This is a genomic window from Pajaroellobacter abortibovis, from assembly GCF_001931505.1.
In the GTDB taxonomy this organism is placed as follows: Bacteria; Myxococcota_A; Polyangia; order Polyangiales; family Polyangiaceae; genus Pajaroellobacter; species Pajaroellobacter abortibovis.
Map to the genome: position 1 here is coordinate 159,385 of NZ_CP016908.1, position 23,529 is coordinate 182,913.

The 23,529-nt window shown below is 48.6% G+C and carries 21 protein-coding genes and 1 other RNA gene; 14 read left to right on the forward strand and 8 right to left on the reverse strand.

The features are described from left to right. Positions 1–10: 10 nt before the first annotated feature. The 3 genes from BCY86_RS00825 to BCY86_RS00835 form a co-directional block, all read right to left on the reverse strand. Entirely contained in the window at positions 11–652 is a 642-nt protein-coding gene (locus BCY86_RS00825) for an outer membrane beta-barrel protein (protein WP_075276014.1), read from the reverse strand. After that, positions 606–2,627 carry a DsbA family protein gene (locus BCY86_RS00830; RefSeq protein ID WP_075276016.1) on the reverse strand — a complete coding sequence of 674 codons (2,022 nt, stop codon included), beginning with the start codon at positions 2,625–2,627 and terminating at the stop codon, positions 606–608. The genes BCY86_RS00825 and BCY86_RS00830 overlap by 47 nt, the downstream gene beginning before the upstream one ends. A gap of 102 nt (positions 2,628–2,729) precedes the next feature. Beyond that, the gene (locus BCY86_RS00835; protein ID WP_075276018.1) at positions 2,730–3,302 is read right to left on the reverse strand and encodes a phosphatase PAP2 family protein; all 573 of its coding nucleotides are present in this window, start codon (positions 3,300–3,302) and stop codon (positions 2,730–2,732) included. Positions 3,303–3,362: 60 nt separating this feature from the next. Here BCY86_RS00835 and BCY86_RS00840 point away from each other — a divergent pair, with 60 nt between their 5' ends. The 4 genes from BCY86_RS00840 (at position 3,363) to BCY86_RS00855 (ending at position 11,082) form a co-directional block, all read left to right on the forward strand. Beyond that, a complete protein-coding gene (locus BCY86_RS00840; protein WP_083604090.1) occupies positions 3,363–4,991 on the forward strand; it encodes a trypsin-like peptidase domain-containing protein in 1,629 nt (542 codons plus the stop codon). Between the two features lie 4 nt (positions 4,992–4,995). Continuing rightward, a complete protein-coding gene (locus BCY86_RS00845; protein WP_172824755.1) occupies positions 4,996–6,069 on the forward strand; it encodes a polyprenyl synthetase family protein in 1,074 nt (357 codons plus the stop codon). 6 nt (positions 6,070–6,075) lie between these two features. Continuing rightward, entirely contained in the window at positions 6,076–7,008 is a 933-nt protein-coding gene (locus BCY86_RS00850) for a mevalonate kinase family protein (RefSeq protein WP_075276022.1), read from the forward strand. 141 nt (positions 7,009–7,149) lie between these two features. After that, positions 7,150–11,082: a serine/threonine-protein kinase gene (locus tag BCY86_RS00855; RefSeq protein ID WP_156864958.1), complete on the forward strand. Its 3,933-nt coding sequence runs from the start codon at positions 7,150–7,152 to the stop codon at positions 11,080–11,082. A gap of 1,169 nt (positions 11,083–12,251) precedes the next feature. Here the strand turns inward: BCY86_RS00855 and BCY86_RS09520 are convergent. Further along, on the reverse strand, positions 12,252–12,464 hold the full coding sequence (locus BCY86_RS09520) for a hypothetical protein (RefSeq protein ID WP_156864959.1): 213 nt from the start codon (positions 12,462–12,464) through the stop codon (positions 12,252–12,254). A gap of 313 nt (positions 12,465–12,777) precedes the next feature. On the opposite strand from BCY86_RS09520, the gene BCY86_RS00875 reads away from it, so the two are divergent. The 5 genes from BCY86_RS00875 to BCY86_RS00900 all read left to right on the forward strand — a co-directional run bounded on the left by BCY86_RS00875 (position 12,778) and on the right by BCY86_RS00900 (position 15,048). Continuing rightward, a complete protein-coding gene (locus tag BCY86_RS00875) occupies positions 12,778–13,146 on the forward strand; it encodes a hypothetical protein (RefSeq protein ID WP_156864960.1) in 369 nt (122 codons plus the stop codon). A 676-nt stretch (positions 13,147–13,822) separates the two neighbouring features. Continuing rightward, positions 13,823–13,990 carry a hypothetical protein gene (locus BCY86_RS00885; RefSeq protein WP_156864961.1) on the forward strand — a complete coding sequence of 56 codons (168 nt, stop codon included), beginning with the start codon at positions 13,823–13,825 and terminating at the stop codon, positions 13,988–13,990. A 145-nt stretch (positions 13,991–14,135) separates the two neighbouring features. Next, positions 14,136–14,450 carry a hypothetical protein gene (locus tag BCY86_RS00890; protein ID WP_075276034.1) on the forward strand — a complete coding sequence of 105 codons (315 nt, stop codon included), beginning with the start codon at positions 14,136–14,138 and terminating at the stop codon, positions 14,448–14,450. 86 nt (positions 14,451–14,536) lie between these two features. Further along, entirely contained in the window at positions 14,537–14,788 is a 252-nt protein-coding gene (locus BCY86_RS00895) for a hypothetical protein (protein WP_156864962.1), read from the forward strand. 20 nt (positions 14,789–14,808) lie between these two features. Further along, on the forward strand, positions 14,809–15,048 hold the full coding sequence (locus BCY86_RS00900) for an isoprenylcysteine carboxylmethyltransferase family protein (RefSeq protein WP_172824757.1): 240 nt from the start codon (positions 14,809–14,811) through the stop codon (positions 15,046–15,048). Between the two features lie 650 nt (positions 15,049–15,698). Here the strand turns inward: BCY86_RS00900 and ssrA are convergent. Then, positions 15,699–16,085, reverse strand: a transfer-messenger RNA (tmRNA) gene (ssrA, locus tag BCY86_RS00905). 138 nt (positions 16,086–16,223) lie between these two features. Between ssrA and BCY86_RS00910 the strand changes: the two genes are divergently transcribed. Further along, positions 16,224–16,778 carry a ClpXP protease specificity-enhancing factor SspB gene (locus tag BCY86_RS00910; RefSeq protein ID WP_156864963.1) on the forward strand — a complete coding sequence of 185 codons (555 nt, stop codon included), beginning with the start codon at positions 16,224–16,226 and terminating at the stop codon, positions 16,776–16,778. A 63-nt stretch (positions 16,779–16,841) separates the two neighbouring features. On the opposite strand, the gene BCY86_RS00915 is transcribed toward BCY86_RS00910, so the two are convergent. Then, positions 16,842–17,573, reverse strand: a complete 732-nt coding sequence (locus tag BCY86_RS00915) for a ferredoxin--NADP reductase (RefSeq protein ID WP_075276040.1) — start codon at positions 17,571–17,573, stop codon at positions 16,842–16,844. A gap of 28 nt (positions 17,574–17,601) precedes the next feature. On the opposite strand from BCY86_RS00915, the gene BCY86_RS00920 reads away from it, so the two are divergent. The 4 genes from BCY86_RS00920 to BCY86_RS00935 all read left to right on the forward strand — a co-directional run bounded on the left by BCY86_RS00920 (position 17,602) and on the right by BCY86_RS00935 (position 21,499). Continuing rightward, positions 17,602–18,459: a cytochrome C assembly family protein gene (locus BCY86_RS00920; RefSeq protein WP_156864964.1), complete on the forward strand. Its 858-nt coding sequence runs from the start codon at positions 17,602–17,604 to the stop codon at positions 18,457–18,459. Further along, positions 18,456–19,727, forward strand: a complete 1,272-nt coding sequence (gene hemA / locus BCY86_RS00925; RefSeq protein WP_075276042.1) for a glutamyl-tRNA reductase — start codon at positions 18,456–18,458, stop codon at positions 19,725–19,727. Before BCY86_RS00920 ends, hemA begins: the two co-directional genes overlap by 4 nt. A gap of 72 nt (positions 19,728–19,799) precedes the next feature. After that, positions 19,800–20,723: a hydroxymethylbilane synthase gene (gene hemC / locus BCY86_RS00930; protein WP_075276043.1), complete on the forward strand. Its 924-nt coding sequence runs from the start codon at positions 19,800–19,802 to the stop codon at positions 20,721–20,723. Next, on the forward strand, positions 20,720–21,499 hold the full coding sequence (locus BCY86_RS00935; RefSeq protein WP_075276044.1) for an alpha/beta hydrolase: 780 nt from the start codon (positions 20,720–20,722) through the stop codon (positions 21,497–21,499). Before hemC ends, BCY86_RS00935 begins: the two co-directional genes overlap by 4 nt. On the opposite strand, the gene BCY86_RS00940 is transcribed toward BCY86_RS00935, so the two are convergent. After that, a complete protein-coding gene (locus BCY86_RS00940; protein WP_075277491.1) occupies positions 21,496–21,750 on the reverse strand; it encodes a hypothetical protein in 255 nt (84 codons plus the stop codon). The two genes, BCY86_RS00935 and BCY86_RS00940, sit on opposite strands and share 4 nt — an antisense overlap. Before the next feature lie 202 nt (positions 21,751–21,952). Then, positions 21,953–23,290: a serine/threonine protein kinase gene (locus BCY86_RS00945; protein ID WP_075276045.1), complete on the reverse strand. Its 1,338-nt coding sequence runs from the start codon at positions 23,288–23,290 to the stop codon at positions 21,953–21,955. Positions 23,291–23,529: the final 239 nt, after the last annotated feature.

The window sequence follows — 23,529 nt, forward strand, 5'->3', positions numbered from 1 at the left end:
AAGAGGTGAGTTACCAGCCCCATAAATATTCAATCCTGATAAAAAGGTTGTTTAGGGTGGAATAAGGTGCAGTGGCTGGGAAGAGGAAAGCGTATCGAAAGGCAAGACCGACTGCCCAATTGCGTTCAAGTTGGTAGTCAAGACCTGCTGCAAATTGAAGATGAGGTTGAATGGTTGGGTAAGAAGTCCCTTTTCCTGTAAAGCAAGTCCCTCCTACTAGACCCCCTACATAGGGAATCCAGCTAAGTATATCGATAATGTAGGTTACTCCCCCCCCTAGATAGGTGGTCGAGGCTGGCGAAGAATCAATCGCTCTCTTTTTTTCGTCGGACTCTTTGACCTCTGCTAAAGTAGAGCCTTCTATGATAAGGTTAAGAGCATCGTTAAGCCCGTAGGCATAATGGAGATGGAGCCCAGTCAGGAGAGCGTTGGGTACTCGAGAAGCAGACGAGCTTAACTGTCCCATCCCGAACCCACCTCCTACATGGTGCTGCCACTCAAATCCATGGCTCCGCTGGGCCCAACAGAAGAGGATGGCCATGAGCCATCCCTGGACAAGAAAGAGAGGGAAAGAGCGCGCTCCCCCTTTCCATTTACTAAAGGAACTAGATTTTTCCTGTTGGATGAGGTTGTTTGGTTTCTGTGAGAGCACGGTTGACAACCCTTTTGATCTTAGCGAGGGACTGTGCACCATTGATGAAGTATCCGTTGATCACAAGCGCAGGCGTCCCTGTGATACCCGCTTCTTTGGCAGCCTTGATGTCGGCTTCCACGTCTGCTGGATTGGGATGATCCATTTCCTCAGCCCATTTCTTCATGTCTAACCCGAGCTGTTGAGCGTAGGTATCGAGCTTCTCCCGCTTGAAGCCATCCCCACCCTGGTTTTCAAATAGCTTGTCGTGCATTTTCCAAAACCCATCTGCCCCTCTCTGATGGTAGGCAGCGAGGGCTGCAAAAGCCGCTGGCTTGGCATCCATATGGAAATCGAGAGGCAAATTGCGCCACTCGACTCGTACGCGAGGCCCAAATTCTTCTACGATTTTGGCGATGCTTTCCTCGATTCGCTTACAATAAGGGCATTGGAAGTCAGAAAATAACTGGATCACGACAGGTGCATTCATTGGCCCTTTTAAAGGGGGATGAGCGGCTGAAGCTACTTTCTTTTTCTCTAGTTCATGAGCAGCTTTCCCGTCTTTGATTAGAGTTTCATACAGTTTCTCACGAGGAATTCCCTGATTGAGCAAGGATTTCGCTTTCTCGATTTCTTCATCGATGATCTTTTTGAAACTGGTGAAAGGTTGTGCTCCTGCAAGACGACGGCCGTTGATAAAGAAGTGAGGTGTGCCAGACGCTTGCATATCATCTGCTAGGTTTTGATCCTCTTCGATAACAGATTGATATTTATGCTTTGCTAATGCTTTTTCGACTCCTTTTACGTTAAGACCAATTTCGTTGGCGATTCGATTCAGATCAGCATCTTCAAGAGAAGGTGCTGTTTTTTCAGCGATATTAAAAAGTCGGTCGTGGGCTTCCCAGAATCCTTTATCACCTTTTTGGGCACGCGCTTCGAGGGTGAACTCAGCAGCGGGTTCTGCTCGGGAATGAAAGGGGAGCGGCTGATGCTTCCACACCAAGCGCACTTGATCTCCATAGGTTTCTGTTACTTTCTGAAGCGTCTCTTCCACCCGGCGGCAGAAAGGACACTGGAAATCTGAGAATTCAATGATGGTGACTAGAGCGTTGCGATCTCCTCGGACCGGACTGTTCCCCACCTCTACCTTGAAAACAGTTTTGGTATCTTCCTTCTCCTCTTTTTCTGGAGGGGGGGCATTCTTCTGATTGGCCTGAGAAAGGACGGTGTACAGCTTCTCTTTGGGAATCCCGCTCGCTATTTTCGCTTTTGCCTTCTCCAGTTCTTGATCGATCAACTTTTTAAAGCTTTCTATAGGCTGAGCTCCAGAAAGAAGAATCCCATTAATGAAGAAGGCGGGTGTTCCCCGGACACCAGAGCGTGAAGCAAGATCGTGATCTTTCTCCACTTTCTGTGCCCATTTGTGGGAAGTGAGACCAGCATCATAAGCGTTCAAATCTGCGATGCTTGCCTCTTTTGCCCAATGGTGGAAGTTTTCTGCAGTGAGGGACTGCTGGTTTTTAAAAGCGAGCGCGTGAAATTTCCAGAAAGCCTCACTCCCTCCCATCGCGAAGACACCTTGTGCGGCTTCTGCGGCAGGCTTTGCGTGGGGATGGAAAGAAAGGGGTTCATTCTTCCAAAAGATCCGGATTTTGTTTGATTTGTAGAACTCTTTCAGTTCGTTGAGGGTGTTTTCTACGCGGCTGCAAAATGGGCATTGAAAGTCGGAGAACTGAACGATCGTCACCGGTGCAAAACGATCTCCCCACATTGGATCTTGGCTGCTGACAGGGATGGAAGCTTCCTCTTCGCTCCATGCAGCGACGTCCGCCCCTTCTTGTTGGAGAAGCCCTTTCCTTAAACGGTATTGGTCATATCCCCACATAAGCCCAAGCCCTGTTATAAAGCAAAGCAAAAATCCAACCCAAGCCACTCCTGCATTGATCCCCCCTGGGAGATGATGAGGGGGGGTTGTTTCTTTCTGATGGTCACCCATTCTTAACACCTACACTTCTCGAGTCTTTATGGCTTTTAATCACTAGGATAAGAGAGATTGACGATCTCTCGATAATGTACATACAATACAAAATAAATTACTCTATGAGATTTTTACTTTCTTTTGGAAGAAAAGAAAACAGAACGCTCCAGCTGTTCCGAATAAAGTGCCGAGACAAGCCCCGGCGATCACGTCTGATGGGTAATGGAGTCTAAGGCTGATGCGGGAGAGGCCGATGGCGGTAGCGATTCCCGCGATCCCAAACACCTCGACCAATCGGATAGTTTTGGAAGAGGTGTGTAAGGAGTATGGTTGGTATAGGATAAAACAGATGAAAAAAGAGGCAGTAGCAAACCCACGGCTGCTGTGTCCGCTCGGAAAGGAGGAGTAGAGCTGAGAGACGTGAAGGAGGGGGTGAATCGGATAGACTAGGAAAGGGCGCGGGCGATTGATTGCATGCTTGAGGATCCAGACCAATCCGTTAGTAGCAAGTTGTGTTCCTGATAAGAAAAGGGCGATCAATCGGGTCTTGGGAGGAAAGAGGAAGGGGACGATTCCCAGCAGAGACCAACTGCTTCCCAACCATGTCCAGCTGACCCAAAAAATCAGTAAAGCAAAGGGGATGGGATCGTGATAAAATGCAAAGAACAGCTGGTGATCAATTGTTTCTATCATGTGTTGAGTGCCCGAGAACAAGAAGCTACTTCACCTGTTCTTGTAGGGTGAGGTAAAGGGATGGAACCAAAGGTGACTGCAGCAAAGCAGCTAGGTAGGAAAAGGATTGGAAAGAGTTCAATCTCAATCAAGGAAAAGTTGATTTGTGATGATGGGTGGATGGTACAAATGAGGCAGGGAATTGCTTGTTGTTTAGTGATGATATTGTGCGGTGGAATCGTTACTTCCCACTGCTATGCCAAAAAGCCAATGGTGAATGCTCCTTCATCTTCTGTGGTCGCTCCAGCTCCAATGGAATTGCCTAAGGTTCCTCCTCCATTCGAAGCGGCTCCTGTGATGATGGCACCGGATATTCCTAAGTTGGTTGCTGCACTAAAACCGGTGGTTGTCAATATCACTACTTTGCATGAGGAGCGAGTCCAATCGTTAGGTGGGTTCCCTTTCTTTTTCTTCGATTTTGGGAGTCCTTTTGACTTTTTTGGACGCAGGCGTCCCAATAATAATAAAGAGGGGGATCAGGTCATTCGTAGAAAAGCGCTCGGGTCTGGGTTTATTATTCATTCGGCTGGGTATGTCGTGACCAACGAACATGTGGTCGAAAAGGCGAACGAAGTTCGTGTCAAGGTGGCGGATGGGCGTGAGTTTCTCGCTGTTGTCAAAGGGAAAGACAGGCTGCTCGATCTGGCGATTCTCGAACTTAAGGATGCACGAGATCTGCGTGTTGCCTCTTTAGGTTCGAGCGAATTGGTGCAGGATGGGGAATTTGTGATCGCGATTGGCAACCCTTTTGGATTGGAATTTACAGTCACAACAGGGGTGGTAAGCGCACGAGGTCGTATAATTGGTGCAGGCCCTTACGATGATTTTATTCAGACAAACGCTTTGATCAATCCGGGGAACAGCGGTGGTCCTCTCTTTAATCTGAAGGGGCAGGTAGTTGGTATTAATACAGCTATCCAGCGTGATGGTCAGGGAATAGGATTTGCTATCCCCGTCAATGCGCTGAAAGAAGTGGTCTCTGATTTATTGACGATAGGTCACGTGGAACGCGGTAAATTAGGGGTTGTGATCCAGGGGGACGAGATCAGCGGTGCCTTGGCGGAAGCGCTTGGTTTGCCCGGTAAGCAAGGGGTAATCATCGCTGAAGTGGAGCCCAATAGCACTGCAGAAAGGGCTGGTCTGCAATCGGGAGATGTCATTTTGGCAGTGGAGGGGATCAAAGTGACGCGCCCATCGGATTTTCCTCGGTTGATTGCTAGACACAAACCAAAGACGAAAGTGAAAATAGACATTTGGTCTCGCGAGAAAAAGCAGAAGACAGTGACTGTCATCTTGGGTGCCTTAGAGGTGAAGGAAGAAGAGTCAGAGGATGGATCGGGGGAAGCAGAAGAAGGTGCTTCTCTGCTGCTCTCTCGGTCGGAGTGGGGGGTCACGTTGGTCGAGCAGCCGGCAGGCAGCAAAGAGGAAGTTCGTGTGGTTGTCGCTTGGGTAGCGCGTGGCAGCATCATGGAGGGGATTCTGGAACGAGGGGATATCCTTCTTGAAGTAAACTGGGTTGCTATCAAACGGAGAGCCGATGTGGAAGCAGCTATTCAACGAGTTCCGCCAGGTGCTTCGATCGCGTTTAAGATACAGCGTCAGAACAGAATCCATTATGTTGCAGCCAAGCGAAGCCCTAAGCATTCGTGAGAGAGTGTTTTTGTTATCTAAGGATCTTCATGAGTCTACTCTGAGGCGAGATCGATTTCTCGCTTACTGGAAGGAGATGCAGATCGCCGTGGAAGCTCAATTGGAATCCTGCTTGGAACGTTGTGAGCGGCATATGGGGCACCTTCACCCATTCCTTGGGTTGGTGGCACAGCAGTTTCGTTCGTTGACAATGCGGGGTGGGAAAAGGCTTCGCTCGATTCTTCTATGCAGTGCTTATGAAGCGTGTGGAGGGGAAGATGGGGAGGAAGTGATCCAAGCAGCAGTGGCTTTTGAGCTACTGCAGAGTTATTTGTTGATCCACGATGATTGGATGGATGATGACCTCATGCGTCGTGGGGGTCCTACCGTGCATGCGTCGTTTGCTGAGCACTATCAGTCGAAAGATGTAGGGGCAGCAGTGGCTATCTTAGCTGGGGATTTAGCTTCGGCGATGGCTCAAAAAGAGCTTTTTTCCCTTCCGCTTCCTGAAGAACGGGTTCTCAAAGCTGCTCGACATTTTGCTCTTTTGCAGAAGGAAGTGATTTGGGGTCAACTGCTCGACATTTGTCCTTTCGAAGAGGAAGTTCCTTGGCATACCTTTCTCGATCTGAAAACGGGTAGCTATACAGTCCGAGGTCCTATCGCAATGGGATGCATACTGGCGGAAGGGACACAGGAACAGCAGAAAACATTGGAGGCTTTTGCAAGGCCTTTGGGCATTGCTTTCCAGATACGGGATGATCTTCTCGGTGTGTTTGGAGACTCAGAAGCGACTGGAAAGCCTATATGGAACGATATTCGAAAAGGGAAACAGACTTTTTTGATGGCAGAAGCAAGTCGACACGAAAAAGTTCGCGCTCTTTTGCCTCAAGTTTATGGTAGAGGGGATTGGACACCCCAGGAAATGTCTTCGCTCCTTACAGCTATAGAAGAAGCAGGGGTACGTGACGTGATGGAGGCTCGCCTTCGCTCTTTCCTCGAGGAAGCATTGCAGGCATTGCTCCTCTGCCCTATTTCAAAGAGAGGGGCTGAATTATTGGAAGGAGCAGCCTATCAAATGATCTATCGCGACAGGTAAAAAAAGATGAATGCACTTGTGAGGCATGTTGCAGGTCTACACGTTGCAGCGCCTGGAAAATTGGTGATCACAGGTGCCTATGCAGTGCTTGAAGGGGCTCCTGCATTGGTTTTGGCCGTCGACCGATATGCTGTGGCTTGTAGAGAAACATTTAATTTGGCCTCTTCCTATGAGGCATCATTTGCATTGAAGCAAGGGGAGGCTCCTGGAGTCGATGTGAGTTCGTTTTGGAAAGAGGGTTGCAAGCTCGGTTTAGGATCTAGTGCAGCTGGTTTGGTCGCCTCGCTCGGATTGCGAGAAGCGGAGGGTGGTATTGACTTGAATCGGTCTGACGTCCGCCGTAGGTTGTTTGATGTAGCCAAAGAGGCACACGCTCGGGCACAAGGGGGGGGGAGTGGAGTGGATGTCGCTGCATCGGTGTATGGAGGGATAATCTGTTATGTATCGCATCCGCCAGAACCAACTACGATTTTTCCAGTCTCGCTCCCTGCAGGAACCCAGATATCCTGTTTTTGGAGTGGAAAAAGTGTGCGAACCAGTGATGCGCTAAGCCGCCTCCGCATTTTCCAAAAAGAATATGCAGAGAAATACAGAGAATCTATGAATCCCCTCCTTCTCGCTTCTTGTGAAGTTATGAAGGCAACAGTGGCAGCGGATGCACCGCGTTTTGTCTATTCTGTTCAACAATTTGCAGAAGCGCTTGATGCATTCGGTCAGAGAACTGGAATCCCTATCATGCCTGAGGCCTATCGCGCACTTGGGGAGCGAGCAGCTTTTGAAGGGGCTGCTTTTTATCCATCGGGGGCGGGAGGGGGGGATATGTGTTTATACGTTGGGCTTCAAATGCCGTCTCTTTCTTTGCTTCAACATATTGAGCGAGCTGGCTTGTCGACATTTGATTTTGAGATCGACCAAAAAGGGGTCATATTGATTAAATAAATGTGTTGTTTCTATCCCCCATCCTACTTATCCAATGAGCCACTTTATTTTTCCTTTCTCCTTTCTGCTTGTAGAGTAGCATTTTATCAAGGGTTAGAGTAACTTTAGGGCTAATTTGTGCGAGAGAGGGAGGGTTCTATTGTGAGTATAGAAAAGGGACTGATTCCTGTCGCTTTTTCTGGAACAAAGCGCTTTCAAGTCGTACGAAAGCTAGGGGAAGGGGGTATGGGAGTTGTCTATGAGGTTTTGGATCGAGAGCGGCGAGTTCATTTAGCTCTCAAAACTCTCCTTTGTGCTACGGCTGGTATCCTTCTGCGCTTCAAAGAGGAATTCAGAGGATTTCGAAGTCTGCATCACCCCAATTTGGTTCGGCTAGGAGAATTGTATGAAGAAGATGGGGTCTGGTTCTTCACAATGGAGCTGCTGGAGGGGACGGATTTCATTACGTATGTGAAGCAAAGTCCCTCCCTGTCTTCAGACCCTGTTCAAAACAGAGACAAAACGCTGGATCGCACGTCTATCTGTGGGGAGTATTATGTACTCCCTCCTGCTGATTCCAATCGCCACTGTGGGAATGAGACCAAACGGTCGGCTTCCACTCATTTACATTTATTGGAGGGTGAGAGCAACAGAGAAGCTTCTTTGCCTGAAACAATAATAGAATCCCTCTCTCCTCTCCATACAAATAATCAACCTGGATTGCATTCTGCTGTGATTCCGTATGTTACCTTTAACGAAGCAGCGTTGTGCAATGCTCTCCTTCAATTGACGGAGGGGTTGACGGCGTTGCACGCTGCTGGAAAAATTCATCGCGATATCAAACCTTCCAATATTTTTGTGACCAAGGAAGGGCGGGTTAAACTCTTAGATTATGGGATCGCAAAAGATATTTCGTTAACAGCACAAACTATTACTATGACCCAAGTAGTAGGGACTCCACTTTATATGGCTCCTGAACAAATCATAGGAAAGCACATCGGTCCAGCAATTGATTGGTATGCGGTGGGCGTTGTACTCTATGAAGCTTTGACGGGGGTGGTTCCCTTCAGAGGCGAGGTGTCCCCTTGGCAAGCCATGGAAGATAAGCAGACTCGTTTGCCTCCTCCTCCAATTGAACTTGCTCCGGATATTTCAATCGAATTGAGTCATTTGTGTATGAAGCTTCTTGCGATCAAGCCTGAAGAGCGTGCGGATGGCAGGGATATTTTTGAGTGCCTCGGTGAATTGTCACAGGTTGAAAAAGGGGAGGGGAACCCTTTGTTCCGAGGCTCTCAGGAACAGGTGGACTTGTTTGTGGGTCGAGAAAAAGAGCTTGTTGTTATGTATCAAGTCCTGCAAGAAGTGAAAACGCTGAAGCGGGGAAAAGCGATCTACATCCGAGGGGAATCAGGCGTAGGGAAGTCTGCTTTGATGAATCATTTTATTGCGCAAGCCCGAAAGATAGAACCACAGGTCGTGGTGCTGGCAGGTCAATGCTATGGAGATGAATTTGTTCCCTACAATGCAGTAGATCGGGTGATCGATCAGCTAAGCCGATATCTAGCGCATCTCCCGAAAGAAGTGGCCGCTACGTTGCTCCCTCGCCACACCAGACTGTTGGCGAATACCTTTCATGTTTTGGAGCATGTGGAAGCTGTCAGTGATTTTCCTGAAGCGATTGTTGGTAATCATCCACAGGATCGCAAGAACCTAGTGAATCAAGCATTGAGGGAGCTTTTAACGCGTCTCGCTGATCGCTTTTTCGTCATTATGACCATCGATGACCTACAATGGGCGGATTCCGATAGCCTTTCTCTGCTTTCGCACCTATTGCAGCCTCCTGATTGCCCTCGTCTCTTATTGATCGGTACCGTTCGGGACATGCACAAAGATTTGGATACACATTCTTTTTCTGTGTTGGCGAATGAGGACATCGTCAATATCCAGCTCTCTCCTCTCAATTCAAAAGAGGCGAAGCAACTTGTGGCTAAGTTGATGGAGCAAGCCAATACAAAAATGTGGGTGGATGAAGAGGCGATTGCAAAAGAAGCGCACGGTTATCCGCTTTTTCTTGAGCAGGTCCTGCAACATCGTTTGGCTGTGGTTGAAAGTCAGGTCTCTCCCGATGCACTGCAGTTGGAGGATGCGATATGGGCGCGCGTTTCTTCCCTCGATGACAAAACGAGAGGATTATTGGAAATCTTGTCTCTTGCTGCAATTCCTTTAACCCAGCGTGTGGCGGTAGCGGTTGCAGGGTTGAAAGAGGGGGAGGGGTTTGAAAGGATCAAGGTGTTAAAAAGAAATCAGCTTGTGCAAGCTCCAGCTGGTTTGCAAAATGCAGAATTGATAGAGCCCTATCACGATTATATTCGCCGTGCCATTTGTCGGCGGATCCCGGAAGAAACCAAAAACTCTTACCATCTTCGAATTGCCCTTGCTTTAGAACAGGGGGAACAACAAGAGCCTGAGGCCTTAGCCTATCATTGGCGGGAAGCTGGAGATATTGAAAAAGCGGGGCATTATGCTTTTGCATCCGCAGAAGCAGCGGAAAACAAACTTGCCTTTGACAAGGCAATTGCGGGATATGAGCAGGCGATTCAACTTCAAGAAAATCAAGGGAAGGATGTCCGTTCGGTTCGTATCAAACTGGCAGATGTACTTGCTAAGGCAGGTCGTTGTCACGAGGCAGCGTGTGTGTATCGCGCAGTGATTATGCAGCAGGAGCGAGAGGACACGGTTGAACTGAGGCGCAGAGCGATGGACCAATTGTTTCGTGGAGGGCATATTGATGAGGGATTGATCGAACTTCGCAAAGTAATTGCTTCGGTGGACCTAGTGATGCCGGAAACCCCTGAGGATGTGTTCGAGGCCTTTTTGAAAGAGCATCATATCCTTAAACAGCGAGGATTCAGTTTTGAAGTGACCCCTTCTCAGTGGACTCCTCTCCCCTCCAATCATAAAGTCGATATCTGTTGGACGGCAGCTTCCGGACTGCTGTTTGTAGATCTAGTGCGAGGTCTCTATTTCCACGTTTTGCATCTCCTGATGGCTCTTGAGACTGGAGACTTGGTGCAGATAGCGAGAGGCCTTGTGGTGGAGGCCTCTATCGTCATGATGTTAGGAGGGGCTTATCCCTCCGACGTCCTCGTAACAGCTAGGCGGATTCCTCAGGATAGCTCGCACCGAGAATATTTGCAGATATTGATCGCGCTGCACGAGGCGTTCATTCATTATTTGAATGGGCGCTGGAAAGACGCATGCGCAAAATGTATTGAAGCAGATGATCTCGTTTATCACTCTGCAAAAGGGATTGAATGGGAACAAGCAACAATTCAACAGATTTTCTGTTGGTCTCTTGTTTGTCTTGGTTGCTTTCGCGAGCTTTCTCTTCAGATTCAAAAGCAACTTGCAAAGAGCGTTGGGAGCAGGGATTTGTATGGGAATATAGGAATACGCCTTGGTCTGCCTAATATGATATGGTTAATTCGAGACAATCCTGTTCGAGCAAGGGCTGAGGCGGAAGCAGCTGTAAGCCAGTGGTCCAAGCAGATATTCACTCAGCAGCATCTCTGGGAGTTGATAGCCCAGGTCAATATTGATCTCTACCAAAAGGACTACGATACGGCGTGGAACCGCCTCCTCAAACGAGAAGAAGAGAACAGAGCCTCCGGGCTTCTTCATATCCAGTTCAATCGGATCCTTTTCCTTGAACTTCAACTGAGAGCTTCACTAGGGGTCGCTAGGGCGAGAAAAAGGGAGAAAAACTCTTTCTCTTTGGAATTTTCTCTGAAAGCCTTGCGGGAACTCAAGAAAGAAGAAGTAGCGTGGGCGGAGGCGCTGGCTCGAATGGGAGAGGCCGGTGTGTTTTTCCTTAAAGGTAAAATTTCAGAAGCTGTTCATTTGCTCGACGCAGCGATTGTCAGTTTTGATGGCCTTGACATGAAATTGCATGTTGCAGTTTCACGATGGTGTCGAAGCAAGCTGGATCAGAGCTCGCGCGCGCAGCGAGCTGGTCGAGAAGCGGAAGCCTACTTCAATAGCGAACAAGTTATTGCCCCAGCTCGTTTTATTTCTGTCTTTGTCCCTTGGTTTTGAGGAATATAAACTGTTCGTGTAGTGGAGGCGTTGGAGATCGAGTCCATACAGAGGATTTTTACAAACATCAACAAGACTAAGCACTTGGCCTCTAAACGGTTGAATCCTTTGGATAAAGTTCATCCCCTCGCCTTCCTTTCTGTTCCGTGTGAATAATGCAAAATCACGGCCACCCGACGGCTGCATGGGGAAGCCTCCCTAGTAACTTCTTCTACCAGGGTTGGGATACTTGGTCTCCACACCCACTTTTAGTCCATTGTGTTGTGCTAAAGTGGTGCTTCAAACGGTGGGGTGAATTTTGTAGGAAGAAAGAATCTGTAGTTGTGAGTCTACCTAGAAGATAAATGCCTCTTTTGAGTTAACCTTGATATATCCACACTTGCCTTCTGCCAACGTCTTTGCTAACAAAGTGAAGTTTAAAGGATCAAAGAAGTGTAGCAATATTCTTTCCGCTTTCTCCGTGGTGAAGTGGGGAGTCTTATACGCCTTGAGGTTCTGTAGTGGCTCGCGTAGGCGCTGGGTTATGAGAGAGACTAAAAGGTTGTGCTGGCTCAGAGGTGCGAGGGTAACCTCTGCTCGATGTGCTCGCGAAAGCGTGGGGATAGGGTGCAGTGAAAGATCCAATGCGTGATTTTCTGGGGGGGAAGGTATATTGAACTCTGCGTATTCCTCTTCCTCCCCTGGGTGAATAAAGCCTCAAACAAAAGGCCGTTCTTTCGGAACGGTACAAAACGAGGAGTACTATAAGAACGCATGACGAATACGTTGCTTGTGGACTTGGCCTTCGGGCGGCAGGGAGATGCGAAAAGAGCTAAACCATTCTTTAAATTGAGGTCTGGAGAAGAAAGTTCTGCAAGGGCATAACCCACGAAAGTATTGCGTCGAAGAGCAAGAAGAATGTGACGCTCCTGTCTGCCGCAGGTGCTCTTCGATGCGAAGTGAGTGGTTGTATTGGGCTGGAAAGATGTGGCTGTCTCTCGCAGGGAGAGGGGAGGGATGATCCGTATGGAGGGGGTGGAAAAGGAATGCTGTTGGAGCAGAGAGAGCTGAGGCTCGTGGATTTGCTATGCAAGGGAGCCATAGACGCGGGAGACCCACTTATTTTGGGGGAAGAAATGGGTGCTCAAGAAAGAGAGATAGTTCTGTTGTTCAAAATGCTTCAAGGCACTTCAACTGGTCGCGTGGCCGGCTCTTCTGCTTGGGCGGGCTCCAAGAAACCCTAGGTACCAAGTCTGATTATAGACCTGAAGACCAGAGATATATCCGATCAGCTGCTGCCTCTCCAGCCGCACGAGCCGATGAAAAATATGTTGCTCTCGAGTGCGTAGAGCTTCCTGGGTGCTGTTGATATCAGCTATCAAGGTGTGATCGTTTGGATTCATTCTTCCTCAACCAAAACCGGTTTCTCGGGAAAAAGGCCAGAGCTCCTCGAAGGCTTTCTCGTATCCTTTTTGCACAATGGGGGTGCACTCCTTCCTGGCAGCTGAATGAGGCTATCCTTGTTTCTGCAATAAGCTCTGTGGGCTATGTGTCCCCTGTGCGGTACTTTTCGGTAAGGATGAGGGAGTACCACTATGCAGGATCTTAGTGTTTCCTTTTTATTGCAGCTCGAAATGCTGCTATGGCAGCGGGTTTGCCAACTCGGTGAAAGCTCATAGCAGATCCTCGAGATCCTTTTCGTTGCAAGATCTCCTTATGACTGAGACTTCGGTTCTCAAGGTGTTGAGGAACAATGGAGAAGGTTTATCCCAGCAAGGGGGTAAATTAATCAAAGGCAACTTTCTTCGGTTTGTAAAGGGGGCGGATCCTTCTCGTTGGCTAGAACCTTATCATGACTGGATTCGGCAAGCAGTTCGTAACCATTTGCCCAAAAGAGTCCAGGTGATGCACCATCGTAAAATTGCGAGTGCACTGACTAGAAAGGGAGCCAGAGATTCCGCACGCTTACCAAGTGTGCCGATGCTTTGCGCGCAAAAAAACAAAGACGATAACGTCTGTCAAGAGGCTGTCCGAGAAGCAACAGGGGAAGATGCGATAGTGATGCGCGGTCATGCCGTGGAGTAATTCCTTCGGGGTGGGTATCTGGAGGAGGGGCTCCAGGCGCTCGAGAGGATCTTGGCTGCGGTGGGGATAAGCATGCCTAAAGCAGCGTGGCATAGAACGCTTTCTCTTTTGTGGCATCGACTGCGGCTTTCGATACAAGGAACTAATTTTACCGCCGAGATCCGGATCAAATGAGTCCGCAACTGCTGCTAAAAGTGGATGTGTGCTGGGCTGCGATTGTGGGGCTATGCATAATGTATCCGAGCCAGGTGGTCAATTATCACGCCCGATACCAGCGTATGGCTTTGGAAGCAGGGGGCCCCTCCTGTAGGGCACGGGGAATGACGATGGAAGCCATCTTTTTTCCTTTTTTGAGGAAAACCTCTCAACGCACTACAGAACTCCTCCAGGTAGCGGAAAGTACCTGGCAGAGAGACAGGCCAAGTAGGAGTGTTGGGACTCATTGAACTTGCAAAAGGAATTATTTCTTGCCAGATTAGTTACTGGAAATGAGCGCGAGAGCAAATCGAGTCAGCGGTAGGAATCCTTTGTCAGCAGAGGGGAGGGACAGCATAGAGGTTAGCGACTGCGCAGGCGTTTCGACTGGTCACTCTATCTTGTGGAGCTTGGCGAGTTATCCTCTGAAGTTCACATGTTTCTGCAGGAAGCCGAAAGATGTGGAGACTTGTATGCTGTGGTGAACCTGCATCTCAATCATACGAATGCAGCATGGCTGTATGCTGATCGACCGGAGGAGGCTGGACGAGAAGCCACCATAGGCGTAGATGTAGAGAAGTTGCCTTCCCGAGACCATATGGCCCAGCACTACTACTTCTTGCTCGCGATAACCCAGGTGGATCTGTAGGAGGGCAAGGGGATTACGGCCCTCGAGCGGGTGAATGGAGATTGGCCTACCTTAGCGAGCACTTCGTTGTTTGGTGCCCATCAGGCGTTGCGCATCGAGGCTACGCATCTGAAGCTCCGTGCGACGCTAGCTGCAGCTCTTGTGGATGGAGGAGCGCCTAGCAAAGCTACTCGAGGATGCTGAAGCCCTGGCGAGCGTACTCGAACAAAAGTGGATAGGGTGGGCTAGTATGCCAGGCTACCCTCAGCCGAGCTGCTATTTACACGCGAAAGGAGGAGAGGTGGCAGGCCATCAAGGCATTTGGTCATGCAAGCCAATCCTTGTCCTTGGACATGAGTGGTTATACGTTGGCTGCCCGTCGACATCAGGCGCAGATGTTGGGAGAAGCTCCAGTGGGCCTCTCCTCGAACTTGGAGAACGAATGGTTTTTTTACGCAATAACGAATTGTTCATCCCTTGAGAGTGGTAGCCATGCTCGCTCCCGGATTGGGAGATGAGCGGCAGTAAAACCCCACCTTTCTACTAGTGGCCCATAGCGTTCTTCCCATGAAGTCTTTCTTGTTCTTTCGACAAGTCTTGTACGATCAAGCAGATGGAAGTGCCGCTCTTTTTATACTGCTGACAGTAGCCGTCACGGTTTTGGGAGCGATCGTAGAATTTACCTACCGGACTCGTCTGCTACCTGCTCCACGCTCTGCGATGTGTGAAGGGGGAGAGTGTCCTAATGGTGAGAGCTGTTTACTTGAGAGTTTGGTCGATCTGCACGCTAGGAGGGTTCTTCACGAGCACAGTCAATGAGGAGAGGACCTCTTGACCTTGTGGACAACGGACCTTATCGCGCCTTGCGCCGTCCCTCCTATCTGGCGATGCTGCTTGCTCTTGAAGCTGTGTGTTTGCTATTGAACTCCACTTTCTGCACCTTGTTATCGATTCTGCTTGTGCTTCTGTCCTATCTTTGTCGCGTCCAACGAGAACAGCGGGTGTTCGAGGCCGAACTGGGTAGCAAGTATGGTGCTTATCGCCAACAAACGTGGAAGTTACTCCCTTTTCTTTTTTGACGGTCTTTGAGTCATCAGCTTGGGATACGCACTGAGTGTGTTTTCATTTGAACGGAAGGAAGGCATGGGTCTGCTTCCTTTCGCACTGAGTCCGAAAGAAAGAAGATGAATGTTTCTGTCATTTCCAATCAGCAGGGGTGCCCTTTTAGGAAAGTTATCGTTTAGAACAAGGAATGAGGGGGAAGTGTTGTCGAGTTACGATTGCCTTCTATTTTTCCCAACATAGCAGATTACGTTAACTAGCCAATGTGCCAAGAAGAGAGCGTTCCGCGTCATATGGATACGTGTGGTCAAAGGCACCTCATAAAAAAATGGGACCTACCTCGGAAAATCATCAAATCATCGCTTGAGCAGGGGAGAAGCGAAGTGCTTATTGTGGAGTGCATACGAACGAGCTGGCTTACGCCGGATCGGTTGGCGTGCATTCCGACATACGTTTGTCTCTTATTTGACTATGCTTGGCGCTCCCATGAAAAACTATCTGTGGAGAATTCTTAGGACAGGACACTTTACGACAGAGATGACGATGCGGCATGCATAGCTGGGCTTTAATACACGTCGTGCTACCGTGTGTTTGCTGGATGGAGGGGGTCCAAAATTACGGCTACCTTATATAGGAGGAAGTGCAATTGTATGTAATAAGAAAAAAGTAGTGGAGGCGCTGGGAATCGAACCCAGGTCCGAAAGCAATGCATCTTATGCTTCTACGTACGTAGCTGACATACTTATTTAACTCAGAATCAGCCTGTCAGCAGGCTTTTTCGTGAGCGAGTAACCTGTTTGATTTCGCCGTACATGCGGTTACCCCGTTTGGGCTAGTCAGCTCGATACATCTTTCAGTCAGTGCTGACATACTGCTGGAAGACGGCTTTTACTTAACCTTAGGCGGCTAGCGCAAAAGCACTTGTTTCAGCGAATGCATATTCGCTGCTTGCGTTATCGTTCGCAGTTATGGTTTCCGCGGGTTTTTACGTGGTCCTGCGGGCCACGGTACGCAGCTATAAAACTATTACCTCCGTCGAATCCAAATCGCCCCCTTTCCATCAACATAATGTATGCGGTTGATCATCTTTGTCAATAACAGAGGACATCTTTGTTGTTTTTGTAAGGTTTTGTTTGAAGCCTGCTTCTCCTTTTCATTTGATCGCTTTTGCGTTAAAAAAGAAGGGATCGCGATGAATGCTTCCTATCCTCCTCTCCCTCCTAAGAAGAACGTTATTCTTGCCCTTCTGGAACTTTCCACGGTTTTTATTCACCTGGATCCACGTCGAGAAGGAGTGGCCGTCCCTCCTTGGCTTAAACGGCAGTTCAATCTGGTTTTGCAGATCGGGTTTCATATGCCTATTCCTATCCCTGACCTGAAGATTGATGAAAAGGGGGTTCACTGCACACTTAGTTTCCAGCGTTCCCCTTTTTTCTGTGTGTTGCCTTGGTCAAGCATCTATGCGTTGGTGGGGGGGGAAGGATCCCCTACAATGCTTTGGCCAGAAGATATCCCTCCTGAGGTGATTGCGCAGGCGCGTTCTTATCAAGAAGAACAACCTGCAGTAAAAGGAAAAAAAACGGATTCTTCCAAGTCCACTTTTGAAGTGATTTCTCCTCTCCCAGATGCTCAAGGTGCAGAGCGGGTATCTAGTGAGAAAGAGGCATTGGAGCAGCCCTCTTCTCCATTGCCAACAGGGCGCAAAGAGAAAAGAAAGCTCCCCCCATACTTGCGTGTTATTAAGTAAGTAAGCGTTATGTTCGGTTGGAAAAGAACCGTGGATGAGTGATCTGCTTTGGTTTAACAGCAGTCAGTCGTACCGCTCGGTATGCAATTGATGGCGCGATGCATTTAATTCAGTTCGCAGGATCTGTCTAACAGCTCCCACCATATCGGAAAGACCGCAGATATAGGCATGAGGTTCTCCTTGTTGACTAGCCATAAGTGTATGCCAGAGCTCTGGTACGTGCTCTTGGACATGTCCTGTGCGCCCTTTCCATTGGGCATGAGACCGAGAGAGTGTAAAAAATAGTTGTAAATTAGGGTGTGATGCTGCCCATTGCTCAAAATCATTTCGGTAGAGAATATCTTCTTCGTAACGACTCCCAAAGAGGAGCCAGAGGGGACTCTTGTCTCCTTGATTGAGAGCGAATTGAATCATGCTTCGAAGAGGGGTAACCCCTGTCCCATTCGCTACGAAAAGAGAAGCTGTGGTGACGGGCAAAGGGCGAGTAAAAAAACCTTGTGGGCCATTCATTCGAAGGATTTCTCCTACCTGAAGCTGATGTAGGTAGGTTGAGCCGAGACCATCCTGAACGTGAGTGACTGCGAGCTCAAAAGAAGGGGTTCCATTCGGGGCTGAAGCGATGGAGTAGGCTCGTCGTGCTTCCGGTTCGGAGATGGGCAAAAAAAGGTTGATCCACTGCCCTGGTTCAAACAGGAAAGGGAGTTCATCTATTCTTGTGAACACAAGCTCCCGCACGGAAGGGGAGAGCATGCGAGCGGAGGTAAGGCGGGCGTAAAAAGTAGGTGGAAGAGCCATGAAAGTCTTGGTATAGGAGGGGGAAGTGTTGGACCCAAATAGTGCAGATATCTGTTTCGGAATGGCTGTAGCTGCTTATAGCGCCTCTACGCTCTCTTTTTTTAAATATTTAATAAGAAACAGGCGAGATAAGCGACCTGCGGCAGTGGCTACTTTTTGTCTTGGGGTGGGGGTTGTTTTTCATTTTTTCTACTTGGGAGTTGTCTCGCTTTCATCGCATGCCTGTCCAATAGAGGGGGCTCCTGTATTGATTAGTATGATGTCTATGTTGGATTGCACCCTCTATCTCATTCTAAGGCGATTTTATCGATTAGATGGGATAGGGGCCTTTCTTACACTTCTATGCTTGGTTATCTTTCTAGCTTCAAGGTTGATTCATCCGGAGGTGTTGAAAGGGGGATGGGAGGAGGCTGCCCACACCAAGAGTTTGCTGTTGCCTATTCACGCGACCGCAAATCTTTTTGGAACGGCCTTTCTCATGTTAGCTTTTGTCGTTGCAATTGCGTACCTTATTCAGGAAAAAGGACTTAAAGAGAAGCGGTTTAAAATGATTTTTGAAAAACTCCCTCCCCTTGATTTCTTGGATCAGGCGGAGGGAGTTTTTCTATATGCAGCTTTTCCCCTTTTGACGCTCGGTATGCTCACTGGCATTGCAGATAAGAGGGTAGTTGTTTTCCATTTGGCAAACATTCTCCGCGTTGTTTTTGGTGTAATTTCCTGGCTTTTGGTCGGTGGATTTCTCAGCCTGCGCGTGATTAAAGGTTGGAGGGGGCGTCGGATAGCCTATGGAACGATCTTGGGTTTTGGATTCATTGTTATCATTTTTTGTTTTTATTTGTTGCGGCAAGAGTCCTCTCCGTGGGTGCTCAAAGGGGGTGCTGCATGATTATTTTGATGGGCCTTTCTCATCACACGGCCTCTCTTCAGGTGCGGGAGAAGCTGGTGATTGATACAGGGGCTCTGTCCCGGGTTTTATTGCAATTAAAAAGCCGGAAGGAGATAGGCGAGGCTGTCATTCTATCTACCTGCAATCGATTTGAAGTGTATGCGTATGCCCACAGAGGGATTGAGAAAGCGAAGCGTGCAATTGGAGAAGTGATAGCGGCGCTGAATGCCCTACCTCCCTGTTTATATGAGCGGGGGGGGAATGCAGCTATTCGACATCTCTTTCGGGTAGCGTGCAGTCTTGATTCAATGGTGGTCGGGGAGCCTCAGATCTTGGGTCAAGTCAAGAATGCCTATGAGATGGCAAAACAAAATAAGTTGGTTGGTCCCTTTTTAAGTCGCAGTTTCCATTCTGCTTTTCATGTTGCCAAGAGGGTGAGGGCCAGGACTGCAATTGGAACAGGCATGGTGAGTATTGGAAGTATTGCTGTGGATATCGCACGGCGTATCTTCGGGGATCTCTCCTCTCGAACAATCCTTCTCCTGGGAGCAGGCAGGATGGCTGAAGCGGTGGCAAAACGGCTTGGCAAGGGGGAGAAGTCGATCCGTGTATGCAATCGAAATAACGGACGCGCACAAGCCCTGGCCGATTCTTTTTCAGGTGTTGCAGTCCCTTGGAGTGAATTGGAAACTAACTTGACCCAGGCAGATATTGTGATTGTGAGCACAGCGAGCTGTGGTTTTGTGATTTCTTGTGAGATGGTCAAACGTGTGATGAAAAAACGGCGCGGTGCTCCCCTCTTTTTCTTGGATATCGCGATGCCACGCAATGTCGATCCTCAAGTGCATCAGCTTGAGAACGTCTTTGTTTTCAACTTGGAGGATATTCTCCATCAGGCGCGTCAGGGAGCGCAACAGCGCGGGCAGAAAGTTGTGATGGCAGAGGCGATGATCGAGGAAGAAGTGAGTCGGTTAGATGCTTGGTTTAAAGAGAGAATGATTCAGCCCACCGTTGTTGCGCTCCGTTCGAAACTGCATGAAACGATGCTTGTAGAGTTAGAGCATACGTATTCTTTACGGCTTCAACATTTAAAAGAAGAGGATAAGCAGATACTGGGTCAAATGATCGAAAGCGCGATCAATAAGTTCCTTCATCTTCCTATTGCTCGTATCAAGGAAGGGGCAAAAAATGGCAATGGGAGAGTCATGGAGGATGTATTGAGGCAGATTTTTGATATTCACTCTGGACACCCCCTCTTGCACTCTTAACTTTGGATACAGTGGCGTATGGGATGAAGATCACAAACAATTGGCAGATTTCTGCTGGGTAAGTTCTTTCCCATGAAATCACCGCTCGTTTATGTTACACGTCGCTCGCTTCTCGCTTTGATGCAGAGCAGAATGGTTATTCATCAGCTCCTTCCGCATGTGCAGGGGGGGCAAGCAGCGTTCTCTGAATTGCAGGTAACCACTACAGGAGATCGCATCCAGCATGTTCCTTTGACAGAGTGGGGGGGCAAAGCGCTTTTTGTCAAAGAGCTCGAAGAAGCGCTTCTGCAGCATCGAGCGGATTTTGCCATTCATTCTGCGAAGGATCTCCCGGCCCAATTACCTTCCGGTCTTGGGATCGCGTCGGTTTTAAAACGTGGGCCGACGCAGGATGTCCTCGTTGCACCTAGCTTCTCTTCGCTCGATCAGTTGCCTCGAGGGGCTCGTGTGGGGACTTCCAGTCTTCGCCGTGCGTTTTCTCTCCGCGCCCTGCGCGGTGATCTGGATATTCTGCCGATGCGGGGGAATCTAGAAACGCGTTTCCGAAAGGTGGTATCCGGGCAGTATGAGGCTATGGTATTAGCCCAAGCGGGGGTTCTCAGACTCGGATGGGGTGCCCGCATCACTCAGGTTTTTACTCCTGAGCAGATGTTGCCTGCGGTGGGGCAGGGGGTTCTGGCCGTTGAATGCCGAGAGGAGGACCAGGAGGTCAAAGCGCTGTTTTCCCTCATTCATGACGAAGAGACTGCGATTTGCCTTTTTGCAGAGCGTGCTGTCATGCATGCGCTTGGGGGGGGGTGCAAAGAGCCTCTAGCCGCTTATGCCCATCCTTTCATCGAAGGGGGGATTCAGCGGTTATCTCTTCGAGCGTGGGTGGCGCATGTGGATGGTTCTCACTACCGCAGTGGAGAAGAGCAAATGCTCTGGCCATGTGATGAGAAGGTCGCTTGGGAAGTTGGCTTATGCTTGGGTAGAAGGCTTTCAATGAATTCATGAAGAGGGGTGGTTTCACAAAGAATGTGTGGGGATACCAAGCATCTCAAATGCTTATCCTCATGATCGCCGTATGGGGGCTATCGGGGAGTGTGGCTGCTGCCCCTAAAAAGTCGGTACCAGAACGCAAGCTGCAAAAACTGGAAATTCCTGGCGCTTCCCCTGCTTTCTATTTTAAGCCTAAAAAAAAAGGAAGATCCCCTGTCTTTATCTATTTGCATGGGAGACACGGGTATCCTGAGAGCGACTGTCAGAGGTGGTCATCGTTGGTCTACGATTTAGGATGGCTTGTCTGTCCGCAAGGCCCTACAAATGAAGGGGAGGGAGCAAGAAGTTGGAATAATGGCTCCATTGTCGGACGAAGGATTATGGAAGCCGCATTGATTGCACTCTCGAAAAAATATAAGGGCCGAGTTCAAATGAGAGGGAATCTCGTGATCGGCTTCAGTGAGGGGGCTTACATTGCCATGCAAGTGGGGCTCTATGATCCTGGCCGATGGAGCCGTTGGTTAATTTTAGGTGCAAGCGATCAGTATTGGCTGGGAGATCGGGATCCCTTCTTGCAAAAAAACAAGAAGAGGATCGCGCGCGTCTATCTACTAACCGGAAAGCACGATGAAGTTGCTCCCCAGACATTGCGCGTGGGAGCTACACTCAAAAAGATGAAAATTCCCCACCACGTTCAGATTATCAAAGGTCTTGGTCACGAAGTTGCATTGGAGAAGCGAGCATCGATCTACCGCAAAGCTCTTCAGTGGTTAATAACAGGCCGATCTTAACTTTCTGTGTATAGCAAGAGCTGATCGCGCATTACCTGTTCCGTAATCCCTGTACGGAGGTGATCTTTAAGGCAGTCAGCCAAGGTAATCAGAAGTTCTTCAATGCCGTTGTCATCTATTAGTTTTTGAAGCAATGCTTTCGCTGCGCAACTCTCATCGTTGCGCAGCAACTGGCGTATTGTTTCAATGGAAATTTCCCCTTGAAAATCAAGATAGATATTCTTTAATAAGTAGTCGACGAGCTCTTTCACGTACATTCCTCCTGCGCGAGTTGATGATTGCCGAATAATGGGGCTATATCTCCCCCGAATAACTCAACGCAAGGAAACTTTTCTTCTTTTTATGGGAAGACAATCGATTCATCCAGTTTTGTCGCTCCAGCAACAGAGAAAAATCCTAGAAAGGGAGGGGTGCTCTCTTGAAGCATGATTTTTGCTCAGCTTTTTGTAAGCTTTAGCTTTTGGAGATGAGGAATGTGGTCCACACTAACGTGATCAGTCCAAGCACCAGCCATACGAGGGGTAACAACATCTTCCATTTAGGTGACCTGGCCGAACGCGAAGAAGAAGGTTGGATCGGAAAAGGATTTCGTAGATTGGGTCTCTCAGTAGAGAGGTGGGTGGTGGTAGGTGCAGCAAAAGGAGGAGGGGGGAGCGGCTGTTTTTCCGACAGGGTCCATACAGCACCCTCTAATGTGTCATCTCTTGAGTTGTGAAGTGCGTTCAAAGGAGAGTGTGATGAATGTTCCCCTTTTTGTATGGGAGGGAGGGAGTTTTTCGCACCCGAGTTTTGAGAAGGGAGGGAAGTGAATTCCAGTAGCACTTCTTGGATCAGTTGGTTAATCCACGAATTTTCCTTATTCCGTGCACCCTTGCGGGTTCCGACACTTTCTTGGACCAATTGCGCGATATCAAAGCTGCTGACGGGTGTTCCATAAGAAAAGAGGAATCGGCATAGGTCTTTCCCAAGTTCCTCTGCGGTACCGTATCGGTCACCGGGCAGTTTTGCTAAGCTACGATGAATAATTTGCTCGAACAAAGGAGGAACATTATGGTTGAGCGAAGAGAGGGGAGGAACAGCAGCCTGTTGCACTTTTTGTACTGTTTGAAGATCAGTCTCCCCTAGAAAAAGGCGTCTTCCCGCAAGTAGTTCCCATAAAATGATCCCTACTGCAAAAATGTCGGTTCGTGTGTCGACAGTATATCCAAAGGCTGCTTCGGGTGAAAGATAACTGTATTTTCCCTTGATAATGCCAGGTTGGGAACGTTCTAGTTGTGAATTCGCTTTAGCGAGACCGAAGTCTACGATTTTGACTTCGCCGTATTTGGTGATCAAAATGTTAGGGGGTGAGACGTCGCGATGCACGATCCCAAGGGGTGATCCTTCTGCATTTTTCAGGGTGTGAGCATAAGCAAGCCCTTTGCAAATTTCGTGACCGATCCAAGCGGCAAAGGCGATGGGAAGGGTTTGAGAAGATTTTTTCATATATTCCGAAATGGTTTTTAAACTGGCTCCATCCACAAATTCCATCGCAATAAAGTAAGTGTCTTTTCCCACACCGATGTCGAATACCTGGACGCAGTTCGAATGATTGAGATTGGCGCTGAGACGGGCTTCGTCGAGGAACATCGAGATAAATTCTTTTTTTTTCACCAATTCGGGGAGCACGCGTTTGATGGCGACCTGCTTGCGGAATCCTTGAAGACCGATACTTTCAGCTCGAAATACTTCGGCCATCCCTCCTGATTCTAATCTGTCAAGGACTCGATATCGCTGTTGAAAATTAACCATACTAAGCTTTGCTGTTTAGAAGAGATTCTCTTAGCAAGAGGCCACCCAATAAAATTAACGTGCCATTTGATTTGCTTTGAATTTACATTGGATTGAAGGCTTTTTCTATGGTCTCTTTTTGGCCTTGTGCATTGATATGCTCGCTACAGTCCTCAGTACAGCTCTGGTGTGCCTTAAGGCTTATCCGATTGGCGTTTAAGTAGAAGTAACGAGAGGGGTCCCTCCCTTTGATTTAGTGT